The organism is Dactylosporangium darangshiense (assembly GCF_039537565.1).
Classification (GTDB): domain Bacteria; phylum Actinomycetota; class Actinomycetes; order Mycobacteriales; family Micromonosporaceae; genus Dactylosporangium; species Dactylosporangium darangshiense.
Window position 1 is genome coordinate 14162 of the sequence record NZ_BAABAT010000035.1, and the last position, 12759, is coordinate 26920.

General features: G+C 71.3%; 11 protein-coding genes. 5 read left to right on the forward strand and 6 right to left on the reverse strand.

Features of this window, described 5'->3' with window-relative positions; translation table 11 throughout:
* The first annotated feature begins 3 nt into the window (after positions 1 to 3).
* Positions 4 to 1818 (forward strand): FtsX-like permease family protein, encoded by a 1815-nt coding sequence (locus ABD901_RS41615; protein ID WP_345136211.1) that lies wholly within the window; start codon positions 4 to 6, stop codon positions 1816 to 1818.
* A gap of 545 nt (positions 1819 to 2363) precedes the next feature.
* Complete coding sequence (locus ABD901_RS41620) at positions 2364 to 2942, forward strand: hypothetical protein (protein WP_345136213.1); 579 nt, start codon at positions 2364 to 2366, stop codon at positions 2940 to 2942.
* A gap of 158 nt (positions 2943 to 3100) precedes the next feature.
* Here the strand turns inward: ABD901_RS41620 and ABD901_RS41625 are convergent, their stop codons facing one another.
* Entirely contained in the window at positions 3101 to 4429 is a 1329-nt protein-coding gene (locus ABD901_RS41625; protein WP_345136214.1) for an MFS transporter, read from the reverse strand.
* A gap of 84 nt (positions 4430 to 4513) precedes the next feature.
* Between ABD901_RS41625 and ABD901_RS41630 the strand changes: the two genes are divergently transcribed.
* Positions 4514 to 5437 carry a LysR family transcriptional regulator gene (locus ABD901_RS41630; RefSeq protein ID WP_345136216.1) on the forward strand — a complete coding sequence of 308 codons (924 nt, stop codon included), beginning with the start codon at positions 4514 to 4516 and terminating at the stop codon, positions 5435 to 5437.
* Positions 5438 to 5940: 503 nt separating this feature from the next.
* On the opposite strand, the gene ABD901_RS41635 is transcribed toward ABD901_RS41630, so the two are convergent.
* The 4 genes from ABD901_RS41635 to ABD901_RS41650 form a co-directional block, all read right to left on the reverse strand.
* Complete coding sequence (locus ABD901_RS41635) at positions 5941 to 7692, reverse strand: hypothetical protein (protein WP_345136218.1); 1752 nt, start codon at positions 7690 to 7692, stop codon at positions 5941 to 5943.
* Positions 7693 to 7783: 91 nt separating this feature from the next.
* Positions 7784 to 8143: a helix-turn-helix domain-containing protein gene (locus ABD901_RS41640; protein WP_345136219.1), complete on the reverse strand. Its 360-nt coding sequence runs from the start codon at positions 8141 to 8143 to the stop codon at positions 7784 to 7786.
* Positions 8144 to 8234: 91 nt separating this feature from the next.
* Positions 8235 to 9158 (reverse strand): alpha-amylase family glycosyl hydrolase, encoded by a 924-nt coding sequence (locus ABD901_RS41645; RefSeq protein ID WP_345136220.1) that lies wholly within the window; start codon positions 9156 to 9158, stop codon positions 8235 to 8237.
* 62 nt (positions 9159 to 9220) lie between these two features.
* Complete coding sequence (locus tag ABD901_RS41650) at positions 9221 to 9418, reverse strand: alpha-amylase family glycosyl hydrolase (RefSeq protein ID WP_345136221.1); 198 nt, start codon at positions 9416 to 9418, stop codon at positions 9221 to 9223.
* Between the two features lie 32 nt (positions 9419 to 9450).
* Here ABD901_RS41650 and ABD901_RS41655 point away from each other — a divergent pair, with 32 nt between their 5' ends.
* Positions 9451 to 10296, forward strand: coding sequence for an alpha/beta fold hydrolase (locus ABD901_RS41655; protein ID WP_345136223.1), 846 nt, complete (start codon positions 9451 to 9453; stop codon positions 10294 to 10296).
* Here the strand turns inward: ABD901_RS41655 and ABD901_RS41660 are convergent.
* A complete protein-coding gene (locus tag ABD901_RS41660) occupies positions 10291 to 11373 on the reverse strand; it encodes an ROK family transcriptional regulator (RefSeq protein ID WP_345136225.1) in 1083 nt (360 codons plus the stop codon). The two genes, ABD901_RS41655 and ABD901_RS41660, sit on opposite strands and share 6 nt — an antisense overlap.
* A 91-nt stretch (positions 11374 to 11464) precedes the next feature.
* Here ABD901_RS41660 and ABD901_RS41665 point away from each other — a divergent pair, with 91 nt between their 5' ends.
* Entirely contained in the window at positions 11465 to 12742 is a 1278-nt protein-coding gene (locus tag ABD901_RS41665; protein ID WP_345136226.1) for a YbiU family protein, read from the forward strand.
* Positions 12743 to 12759 lie beyond the last annotated feature (17 nt).

Here is a 12759-nt window from a genome sequence, read left to right on the forward strand (position 1 = left end):
GCCGTGAGCCGCTTCCTGTTGATCAGCCGCCTCGCCGCCCGCGACCTGCGACGGCACCCGGGTGAGGCGCTCATGGTGCTGCTGGTGATCGCGGTCTGCGCCGCCACGCTGACCGTGGGCCTCGCGCTGAACGGGGTGACCGACAACCCCTACCAGCAGACCAGGGAGGCAACGGCCGGCCCGGACGTGCTGGCGGTCATCTCGCCCAAATGGATGAGCGGCCAGTCCGCCGACCCCACCCGGCTCGACCAGCTGGCCGACGCCCCCGGGACGACCGGCCACAGCGGCCCCTACCCCCTCGCCTACACAGTGATCCAGGCGGGCGGCCACACCGTGGACGTGACCGCAGTAGGACGGGACCAGTCGCCGACCGCGATCGACCAGCCGAGCGTGACACAGGGCAGCTGGGTAGGCGCCGGAGGGGTCGTAGTCGAGCGCGGTCTGGCAGACGCCCTCGGCATCCACGTCGGGGACCAGATCACCGTGGGCGGCCGACCACAGCGGGTAGCCGGGATCGCGGTCACCGCCGGCATCCCCGTCTACCCCAGCAGCCTGTGCCATCTGATCTGCTCCCTGCCCCCCTCGATGGACGTCCCAGGGCAACGGGGCGCACCCGAGATGGGCCTGGTCTGGCTCGCTCGACCAGACGTCACCAGCCTTGCCACGCCGGACAACCCGCTCTCGTACGTCCTCGGTCTACGCCTGACGGACCCGGCCGACGCCTCGGCGTTCGTCGCCGCGCACCGCCCCACCGGCAGCGGCGAGCCGTTCCTGTACGGGTGGCAGAGCATCCGCAACGAGGACAACTCGGTGGTCATGCTCGAACAGGTCGCGGTCGAGTTCGGCGGCGGGCTGCTCAGCCTGCTCGCGGCCGCGGGCATGACGGTCCTGGTCGGCCGCCGAATGGCGGAGCAGACCAGGCGGGTCGGACTTCTCAAGGCGGTCGGCGGCACGCCCGGGCTGATCGCCGCAGTGCTCCTGGCCGAGCACCTGGTCCTGGCGGTGTTGGCAGCCGGAGCGGGACTGCTGCTCGGTTGGCTCGCCGCGCAACCGTTCAGCACTGTTGGCTCCGGCCTGGTCGGCACGCCGGGCGCGCCCGCGCTGACCGCATCCACGGTCCTGGTCGTGGTGGCCATGGCGCTGGCCGTGGCCTTCGGCGCCACCCTCGGCCCCGCCGTCCGAGCCGCCCGCACCAGCACGGTCAGCGCGCTGAACGACGCGGCCCGCGCGCCACGGCGCCGGGCCTGGGTGATCGCCCTGTCGGCACGGCTACCGGTCCCGCTCCTGCTCGGCCTGCGACTGCTCGCGCGACGACCGCGCCGCGCTGTCCTCACCACACTCAGTATCGCCGTCACGGTCACCGGGATCGTCGCAATGCTGGCCGACCGCGCCTACAACGCCGGCACCGACTCCGGGTTGAACAACCTGCGGATCAGCCGGCTCAGCGAGCTCACGGCAGCCCTCACCGTACTGCTGGTCGTGCTCGCCGCAACCAACACAGTCTTCATCACCTGGGCCACGGTGGCCGACGCGCGCCGTCCCTCGGCGCTGGCGCGGGCGCTGGGCGCGACCCCGCAGCAAGTCGCGGCGGGCCTGTCGACGGCTCAGGTGCTCCCCGCGCTGGCCGGCGCCGCCCTCGGCATTCCGCTGGGTGTCACGACGTACCACCAGTTGGCTGAGGGGCGGAACGTGATCCCGCCGCTGTGGCAGCTGCTCGCCGTCCTGCTGGGAACGTTGCTCGTGGTCATCGGGCTCACCGCGGTGCCCTCGCGCCTTGCCGCGCGCCGTCCGGTAGCGGTGATGCTCGAGGCCGACTGACTGGTACTCCAGCAGCGGTTCGCTTTCTTCGCTGGTCAGGCGCGTGGTTGTGAGGGTAGTGAGCTGATGGTTCCTCGACTGGAGAACTGTGGGGACCTCCAGCCGAACGAGATGCCTCTTTGCCGGGAATCGCTTCACATTTACCTTCTGGGGTGCGCGCTCTGTCCGGACTGCTCCGCGGGCCATCCAGGAGACGTCGGCCCTCTTGAACTGGTTCCAACAAGGACGGCAATTCACCACAGGTCGTAAGAAGCATGATCATTCGGCTCCAACCAGCGTGTCCTGCGAGGCCCGAACCGCCAGGCCACCGCACCCTCACGGTTCCAACTACCGCGTCCCCTCACACCCGTTGGCGGTGGCGGCAAATAGCGTGAGCGCGGTGAACGCGAGCCCCGTGTAGGCTGGCTCGCACATCGCTGGCTGGGTATAGCCGGCTCGCCACTACGGCAGCGTCGATGTCTTCCTCGAAGCCCTCGAACACGCCGAGCTCGGCGACGTGCTCGTGTCCTTGGCGTGGGATTGACCTCGATGTGTATGAGCAGCACATGAGTGATGTGCGGGTCGGGCAGGTTCAGCGGCTCCGCGACATCACCGCGGAACAGCTCGCGGCGTATCCGTCTCGTGCCATTGGGGTGCTGGGGGTCGCGGGAGGCAACGGACTCGACCTCATCAACCCGGAGAGCACGGATGTCGTGTACGGGTACGACATCAACGCCGACTATCTTGCTGCCTGCGAGGCCCGGTATCGCGACGGCCTCGGGCATCGCCTCCACCTGGTCGAGACGAGCATCGACCGTTCCGTGACGATCGAGCGCGTCGATCTGCTCATCGCCAACCTCATCATCGAGTACGTGGGCGCCGAAGAGTTCGCCGCCTTCGCTGCCGCAAATGCCGGCTCCATCGGGGTGCTGTCGTGCGTGATCCAGCGCAACGACGCGGCGGGCTTCGTCAGCTCGACGGACTATGCGTCGTCGTTCGACGCTCTCGCGTCGGTGTCATCGGACATCGACCCCGAGACGCTGGACTCAGTGATGTCGGATGCGGGGTTCGCAGTCTTGGGTCGCTGCGAGTATCCCTTGCCGAACGGCAAGACCCTCATCCGGCAGGACTTCCGCGCGACCTAGTGGGCCGAAGAGGTTGCCAGCGACCATCGTGCCTATCTGCATCGGGTACGGACCGACGAAGAGGAAGCCGCTCGCGGCCGTTTCGACCACGGCACCCAGCAGGTCTTGCCCTGATCGGCCCGCGGGATCGACGCACATCGCGAAGTTGGCTTGCCGGGCTACTGCTGGGACGCGGCCGCGACACCTGGACGCGAATCTCGGACGCTCGCGCGAGGCTGGGTAGTCCGTAGCGCGGGGTCGTCGTCTGGGCCCGACCCGAGCAGTCGCCGACGCCCGAGCAGGGTCGTGCAGACGCACGCGAACGCGGTCAGCACGATCGCGATCGCCATGGTCGCGGTGCCGGCCCAGCCGAGGGTGAACGCCAGTCCGCCGATCCAGCCGAAGAGGCTGGAGCCGGCGTAGTAGAACAGCGTGTACAGCGAGGTGGCTTGCGCGGTGCCGGTCGTCGCGGTCGGGCCGACCCAGCCCGAGGCGATCGAGTGCGCCGAGAAGTACGCGGTGCTGAAGACCAGCAGCCCGAACAGGACCGTGGGGAGCCGGTCGGGGATCGTCAACGCCGCGCCTGCGGCCATGGTCGCCGAGGACCACATCAGCACGGGTCGCCGCCCGTACCTCGATGCCAGCCGGCCCGCGACCCGGGCCGACACGGCGCCGGAAAGCCCGGCCAGGAAGATCAACGCGGTCACCGCGGGCGGCAGCCCGAAGGGCTGTTGCTCGAGCCGGTAGCCCAGGTAGTTGTAGATCGCCACGTGGGCGCCCATCAGCAAGCAAGCCTGGGCGTAGAGGATCACCAGGGCCGGGTTCTTCAGGTTGGCGATCAGACCGGTCCACAGCGGGCCGCGCCACAGGGAGCCGTGCTGCGTCTTCGCGTGCCGGTGAGCGTGCCGCTCGGCAGGCAGGAGCAGGACGGCGAGCAAGGCCCCGACCGTCGACAGGACCCCCACGACGAGGGCGCCGGTACGCCAGTCGGTGAGATCGGCTACGGGCGCGGCAACCAGCCGTCCGGCAAGCCCGCCGATCACCGTGCCGGAGATGTAGGTTCCCGCCGCCGCCATCGCATCACGCCGGTCGACCTCCTCGGCCAGATAGGTCAGCGCCAACGCCGGGGTCCCACCCAGGGCCACGCCCTGCAGGACGCGAACGACGATGAGCACCTCGAACGACGGCGCGAACGGAACCAGCAGGCCGAGGACGACCGAGGCGACGATGGCGATCTTCATCACCGGCGCCCGCCCGAACCGGTCGGCCACCCACGACCATCCCAGCACCGCCCCCGCGAGGCCGATGGTCGCCCCCGAGATGGTCAGCGCCGCGTCCGCGGCAGTCACATCGAGATCGCGGCTGATCGCCGGAATCAGCGCTTGGGGATAGTACAACTGGGCGAACGTCGTCATCCCCACCACGCCGAGCGCGATCAGCACACACCGGTACGACGAACTGCCCTTGGCGTGACCGCCCACCGCAACGTCGCGACTCGTATCACTCATCCCGGCCACGCTAAGCGGGACGCAACAAGCGCGTCCAATGCATAGGAAGCGGCTGACCTATGCGCGTGTGGATACGATGAGAGCGTGGATGTCACGACCCGTCAGGTGCTGCCGATGCTGCCGGTTCTCGTCGCGCTGGCCGAGACCGGCCAGACCACCGCGGCCGCCGACATCCTCCAGATACCCCAGTCGACCGTGAGCCGGACCCTGACCCGGCTCGGCAAGGAACTCGGCGTGCCCGTCGTCGAACGCCACGGCCGCGCCCTGCGGCTCACCCCTGCCGGCGAGGCGCTGGTCCCGCACGCCGCGGCGGCCATCGCCGCAGCCGGCGCCGGTGTCGAGGCCGTCCGCTCCCGTGAGGCCGGCGCCCGTGGCACCATCACCCTGGCCTTCCAAAGCACCCTGGGTGAGCGAGTCGTGCCGGCCCTGGTGAAGACCTTCCTGCAAGAACATCCCGGCGCCACCTTCGAGCTGATCCAGACCTCGCGTCCACGCTGCCTGGCCACCCTGGACGAGGGAACCGCTGAGATCGCCTTCGTCTCGCCCCTGGCGGAGCGCCCCGGCCTGACCACACTGCGCCTCCACACGCAACCCCTCGTGCTCGTCGTCCCGCACGGCCACCGCCTCGCCACCCGACCCAAGGTCGCCTTCGAAGAGACCGCCTCCGAGACCTTCATCTGCATGAAACCCGGCTATGGCATGCGCACCTACCTGGACGACCTCGCCGCCACCGCCGGCTTCAGCCCGATGATCGGGTTCGCGGGCGACGACCTCGCCACCCTGCGCGGACTCGTCTCCGCCGGACTGGGCGTGTGCTTGGCACCACGCGACCCCCACGGCGCGCCCGGATGCGCCGAGATCCCGATCACCGACCCCGAGGCAGTCAGGCACATCGGAGCCTGCTGGCTCGACCAGCCACCATCGGCTCTCGCAGCTTCCTTCCAAGCGTTGCTGCGCCGCCGCGGTCGACGGCTCACCGAAATCGGACTTCGCCCCCACCACGGCTAACCAGCCTGCCTCCTCGCTTCGGCGCGCCCAGTCTGGGGCGCCCCTTGGCGGCAGGCTTCGTCAACTCGACGGACTACGCATCGTCGTCGTGCTACGCCCTACGGCTGAAGCTCACGGGGGTGTGCGGCGGGGTCGAGTGTGGTCGATCTGCTGGGCGGGCGAGTTCGTCTAGGAGCTGGCTGAGGTGGGGGTAGTGCCGTCCGGGCTGGTTGGTGCGGGCGCGGTACCAGGCGCGGTCGATGCTCAGCCCGCGGTCGTCGGTGCTGCCGGGCCGAAAGCCGGGCGGTGAGGCCCGGTGCGGGGCGAAGAGGTGTTCGCCGCTGGTGACGGTGGTCCACACCAGGGCGGAGGCCGTGTTGTGTTTACGCTCGCCGAGGTCGGTGTGGCGGCCGCGGTGAACGTGTGCGGTGATGGTCTGCCAGTCCTCAGCGGGAATGCGCCAGCCGGCCAGGGCGGCGCGGCGGTGCTGGTAGTCGACGAGCCGGTTGCGGTTCGCCGGCAGGTCAAGCGTGTCGGCGAGGGTGGCGTCTGGGGCTCAGCGGCAGTATGCCGACCGGTGGCCCCGGCAGCCCCGGCGCCGGTCGCCGTGGCCGGGGCAACTGGTGAAGGCGGGCGCTCGCCGGGTGCTTGGGGCTGACGGTCCGTCGGGTGCCAGGCGGTCGGGACCGGTAACGGGCGATGTGCGGTGCGATGGCGGCCACTAGCCCGGGCGAGCAGTGTGCCTCGGCACGGATGAAGTGTGCGGCCCAGCGGCGTCCGTCCGGGCCGTCGGTGAGCGCACCGAGCAGCAGCTCGGCGTCCGAGCGGGGTCGCAGCCCGCGGTGCCGGGCCGCGGCGAGCAGCTCGCTGACCCGGGCGTCGCTGAACGAGGGCACCTCGTCCTGCGGCGGCAGCCCGGTCCAGCGCAGCTGGTGCCAGTCGTGCGTGTTCGGGTCCTGGAAGAACACGATCCGGGCGTCGCGTGGATCACGGCGGATCACCCACCGGCCCGCGTACCGGCCGCCCTTCGCCGAGCGCTGCTCGCGGTAGGCGTCCAAAGCCGGGCCGTCGTACCACAGCCCGCGGATCTTCACCCCGCGCCGACCGTGGATCGCCACATGATGCGCCGGCAGCAACTCGTAGTAGAGCTCCGGCGCCGGGATCTGCAGCGCGAACCCGCCCTGGGCCATCGCCGCGGCGAACAGCGTGTTCGGGCTATGGTCGCCGGTCGGATCCCAGCACGGGGCGTGCTCGCCCAACCTGCGGTTCTGCCAGATCTGCACCACCCAGGTCGCCAGCAACTGCTCCATCGCCCCGATGGTCAGCGTCGCATCCGCCGCCGGGTCCGCGCCGCGGTCCGCCACGTCGACGCCCTGGTAGCCGAGCAGGAACTCCGACAGCAACGACGGGATGCCGCCGAACGCCCGCTCCACCGCCTGCTTGTCGGTCGGGCGCAGCACTCGGGCCTGCAGGATGTTCGCCCCGATCACCCGCTGCACCTCGACCAGGTGGTGGTTTTTGTAGACCGCGCCGTGATCGGTGGTGATCGTCTCCGGGGTGAAGAACGGCAGCCCGGCCACCCGATGCCCGGCGAACTCGGCCACCACCGCGGCCGGCACCCCCGGATACGGCGACTCCATGTCCTCGCCCCACTCCGGGCGCAGTGGCAATGGCATCATCACGTCCCGCAGCAGCATCGCCACGTCGACCGACGTGTCCGACACCGGCGTCAGCCGGAACGCCACCGGCGAATGCGTGTAGACGTCCAACGCCAACGTCAGATGCACCGACACCGGCTCGCCGAACACCGTCTCGCGGACCTTCACCGGCAGCACCGTCGTGTCCAGCGCCACGACCTGCCCCGGCCGGTGCACCACCACATGCTCCCCCGTGGCCTGGACCCGCGCGGCGCTGCGCGCATATCGCTGCCGGGCGCCGCCCGGCCCGAACCACTCCGCCCACACCGTGCGCAGCGTCTCGTAGGACGGCACCGCCACATCCTGGCCGAACCGTTCCCGTACGTACTGGTGGATCATCCGCTCCCGGGTCTTCATGCTCACCCGCGACCGGTGCAGCGTCTCCTGGCGGACCGCCCAGATCGCCTCGCGAAGCTGTTCCGTCATGCTCGGCCGCGGACCCCGCCGGCGAACCCACCGCCCCACGATGCACCCTGCCACTCCGAACCGGCGGCAGTCGTCGACCAGCCGGCGCAGCGTCCGCTCGCTCACCCCGGCGAACCCGAGCAGCCGCAGCTGCTCCACGCCCAGCGCGCGCAATTCCGCCGCCTTCGCCGCCCGCCGCTGCCCGATCGTGGTCGTCGCCGGGTCAAACCCGGACCGCGGCTCTCCCGGGGCCGGCCACCGCGGATCACCGCTGGGAACCCGGTTTCCGCCTCCTGCACGTGCGGAAACGGGGGTCGCACCAGGCGATGGCCCGGATCTTCGTCCGGGTCGCCTCATCCACCTTCTTGGGTGGACCCCCGCTCCATTTTGGGTCCAGCGCCGCGAACCCCCGCTCGTTGAGCGCATGGATCACGTCGCGGACATAGTCGTCGGAGACCTTGAGCAGACGCGCGATGTCAACCCGCTGGCTGCCCTGCGCGGACATCAGCACCACGATCGCCCGCCGCAGCTTCACCGGGTCCTTCGCCGTGCGGGTGATCCGCTGCAGCTTCTGCCCCTCCGCCATCGATACGTCCCGGACGAACACGTCGGGCTTGCGCCCCATCGACCACCTCCAGCACCGCAACCGTTGGAGACAGCCTGCCCGACTCAGCACCAGGACCGATGGATTACCCGATCAACGTCGTGTCGAGGCACTAGCGCATGCCGCGGTCGTGGCTTCGCCGCAGCCGGATCCAGCGGTATCCGTATCCGTCGAGCTCCAGGTCGCGCAGATCGCAGCACTGGTACTCGCGGTCGCTGAACACCTCCACCGGGTGGTCGTCGTGGTCGAGCTCCGGCGGCAGGCACACCCGCACCGGCTCGTCGGCCAGGTTGTGCAGGAAGACGATCGACCCGCCCGGCGCCTGCGCGCGATGCGCGAGCACCGAGGCAGGCCCGACGGGCACGACCTCGTGGTCGCCCACGCCGATCTCCGCGCACTCGCGCAGGGTGTGCAGGACGCGCTCGAACCACAGCAGCAGCAGCGAGTCGGGGTCGGGGCGCTGGTCGGTGACGTTGACGCGCTCGTAGGCGTACTGGCCGTCGGCGACAAGGGGCCGGATCAGGGCGTCCGGGTCGGCGTTGGAGAAGCCGGCGTTCGCCGTCGCCGACCACTGCATCGGGGTGCGGATCGCGTCGCGCTCCGGCAGGCTCAGGTCCTCGCCCATGCCGATCTCGTCGCCGTAGCGCAGCACCGGGGTGCCCGGCATCGTGAACTGCAGGCTGTAGGCCATCCGCAGCCGCCGCTCGTCGCCGAGCATCGACGCCGGCCGCCGCCGGACGCCCCGGCGATACAGCTGCTGGCGGCGCTCGGGGCCGAACGCGGCGAACACCGCGTCGCGCTCGGCGATGCTGAGCCCGGACAGATCTACCTCGTCGTGGTTGCGCAGGAACGTGGCCCACTGCCCGTGCCGGGGCAGCGCCGGCAGCGTCTGCAGCGCCTCCACGACCGGCGCCGGGTCCTGGCGGGCCAGGCCCAGCATGAGGGCCTCGTTGAGCCGGAACGCGAACAGTATCTGCAGCCGGTTCGCCGCGCCGTCGGCGTCGCCGAAGAACAGCCGCACCTCGTCGGAGGGCACGTTCGCCTCGGCGAGGAAGACGGCGCCGCCGCGACGCCACGACGTCTGCTCGCGCAGCTCGGTCAGGAAGCCGTAGTCGCGGTCGCGGGGATCGCTGCCGGGCGCCGTCGCTCGATGATGAACGGCGCGGCGTCGACCCGGAAGCCGCTCACGCCGAGCCGCTCCCAGAAGGCGACGATCTTGGCGATCTCGTTGCGGACCTCGCGGTTGCGCACGTTGACGTCGCGGCACGGGCCGGGATGGATCGGCCCGAGCCACAACGCCTCCGCTCGGCACGCCGTAAGGTCGTCCCATGACCGCTGACGACTGGGGCTCCGACGCCAAGGGCGTGGGGCAGTACGCCGACGTAAACGGCATCAATCTCTACTACGAGACGCACGGCGAGGGCAGCCCGCTCGTGCTCCTCCACGGAGGTCTCGGCTCCGGCGAGATGTTCGGGCCCGTGATCCCCGCGCTCGCCGAACGCCACCAGGTGATCGCCGTCGACCTGCAGGGGCACGGGCGGACCGCCGACGTCGACCGGCCGCTCGACCTCGGCATGATGGCCGCAGACATCGCGGCGCTCGTCGAGTTCCTCGGGCTGGGCAAGGCCGCGCTGGTCGGCTACTCGCTCGGGGGCGGCGTCGCGCTGCGGGCCGCAATCGACCATCCGGAGGTGGTCGAGAAGCTGGTGGCGGTGTCGGCGCATGCGCGTACCGATGCCATCTATGCCGAAATGCGGGCGCAGCAGGGGCAGGTGAGCGCCGCCGCGGCGGAGTTCATGAAGGACACGCCGATGTACCAGCTGTACCAGCGGGTCGCGCCCCGGCCGGAGGACTTCCCGCGGCTGCTGGACAAGATCGGGGCGTTCATGGAGCAGGACTTCGACGTCACCGAGCAGATCCGCGGGCTGCAGGTGCCGACCATGTTCGTGGCCGCCGACGCCGACATGGCGCCGCCCAGCCACTACGTCGAGGTGTTCGAGCTGCTCGACGGCGGGCTGCGCGACGGCGGCTGGATGAACGAAGGGCGGCCCAAGGGCGGGCACGCGCTCGCCATCCTGCCGGGCCTGACCCACTACAGCATCTTCAGCTCGCCGCTGCTCGCCGCCGTCACGCTGGCCTTCCTGGACGCTCCGGCCCAGCAACTCCCGTCATAACGCCACGATCGCCTCGCGCAGGCGGGCCACCGCCGCAAGGCGGGCGCCCGTCAGCGCGGGCTCGTTCGTCACGGCGGCAGCCTTCAGCGGTACCGCACGAGCGAGCTGCGAAACCGCCCCGTCCACGGCGCCGAGCAGCGCCGGACCCCACGTCCCGCCGATGACGACGAGCCCGGGATCGGTGAGCGCGACGATCGCCGCGACGACGCCGGCCACCGCGACGGCGACGGCCCGGCGGTCGGCGGCCAGCAGCGCCTCGGCGTCGATCGCGGTCGAGCCGGGCAGGCGCACGCCCAGGCGGCCGATCGCCTCGATCAGCGGCATCGCCCGGCCCTGCGGGCCGACGGTGACCAGGTGCGCGATCTCCCCCGCCAGGCCGTTGCGCCCGCGGACGACCTCGCCGTCGGCGACCACGGCGCAGCCGAGGCCCTCGCCCAGGTACAGGTAGGCGAAGTCGTCACCGGCGTGCTCCCGCTCGGCACGGGCGGCCCAGTTCACGTCGTTGTCGACGGTCACCGGCCCGGCCACGTGCGGCGCGAGGACGGCGACCGGGTCGAGCTCGCCGACCAGGAACGGCGCGTCGGGCAGGTGCACGAGCCGGCCGGTGGCGCGGTCGACCGGGTCGGCCGCGGAGACCACCGCGAGGCGGGGCGCGCCCGGCGAACCAGTGATCTCCTCGCACACGCCGCTCAGCGCGGCCGCGACGTCGGCGGGGGCGGCGGGGCGGCCGACGGCGCGCTCGGCCCGGGCCGCCGTCTCCCCGTACGCATCCACGATCTCCCCCACCACGCCCTGCGGCGCGATCGAGACCGCCAGGGCGGTGCCGGCGGCGCCGGAGAGCGCGTAGTACGAGCCGACCCGGCCCCGTCCCCGCCCGCCCGGCGTCCGCTCGCCGGTGTCGGCGACCAGGCCGCGCTCGGCGAGGCGGCGCACGCTCTCCCCCGCGGTCGGCTTCGAGATGCCGATCTGCGCCGCCAGCTCGGCCCGGGTCAGGCGGCGGTGGCGCATGAGGGCGCGCAGCACGTGCTCGTCGGTCAGGGACCGGAGCAGCTCGAGTGAGGGGTGCGCGGCGTCCATGTGCCGATTCTAGTCAGGACTCTTGCCTAGAAGTCGGCGCCCGGGGTACCGTCGATTCAAATAAGGAGTCCTAACTAGAAGGAGTCGCGCCGTGTCCGCACCCGCCCTGCCGCACTGGGAGGAGACGCCGGCCGACCTGCCGGGCGCCGTCCGCGAGATCAAGGCCGCCATCCGGGCGCGCATCGCCGCGTCCGGGCGCACCGTCGAGGAGGTCTTCGCCGTCGTCGAGCGGCGCATCGAGGCCGAGGTCGAGCAGGTCGAGGCGGCGCTCGAGCGCGGGGAGCCGGTGTGGCCGGTCATCGACTACGCCGACATCGAGGCCGGCACCGTCCCGGCCGAGCAGCTCGACCTGCTGCGGCGGCGCGGCTGCCTCGTGGTGCGCGGGCACTTCGAGCGGGAACAGGCGCTGGGCTGGGACCGCAACATCGTCGAGTACGTCGAGGGCAACCGGTTCTTCGAGACGTACCGCGGGCCCGGCGACGACTTCTTCGGCACCGTGGGCTCCAAGCCCGAGATCTACCCGATCTACTGGTCGCCGGCCCAGATGCAGGCCCGGCAGAGCGAGCGCATGGCCCGGGTGCAGTCGCTGCTGAACCGGCAGTGGAAGTACGACTCGGAGGGCGTGCGGTGGTTCGACCCGGACCGCGACTCGCTCTACCCGGACCGCATCCGCCGCCGGCCCGAGGGCGCCGACTCCGCCGGGCTGGGCACCCATCTCGACCCGGGCACGCTCGACCTGTGGATGACCCAGGCGTACCAGCGGGCGTTCCGGCACCTCTTCGACGGCAGCGTCGAGCAGTACGACCCGTGGGACGCCGCCTACCGCACCGACGGGCCGCAGTACCCCGGCACCACCATGTGCTCGGCCTTCCGCACCTTCCAGGGCTGGACGGCGCTGTCGGACATGGACCACGACCAGGGCGTGCTCCACACGGTGCCGATCCCGGCCGCCATGGCGTACCTCATGCTGCGCCCCCTGCTCGCCGACGTCCCCGACGACGAGATGTGCGGCGTCACCGTCAACCAGGTGTTCCCGGCCAATGAACGCTGGCACCCGCTGCTCATGCGCGCGCAGGCCGGCATCCCCGACGTCCGGGCCGGCGACTCGGTCTGGTGGCACTGCGACATGATCCACAGCGTGGCGCCGGTGCGGGACCAGCGCGGCTGGGGCAACGTCATGTACATCCCCGCCGCTCCCTGGTGCCCCCGCAACGAACGTTATGCGGCCAAGGTGCGCGAGGCGTTCGAGACCGGCTCCAGCCCCGCCGACTTCCCCGAGGAGCACTACGAGCGCGAGTGGCCGGACCGCTTCCGCCTCGCCGACCTCAACGAGACCGGCCGCCGCGGCCTGGACCTCGCGACGATCTGACGCCCGCGCGGCCCCCG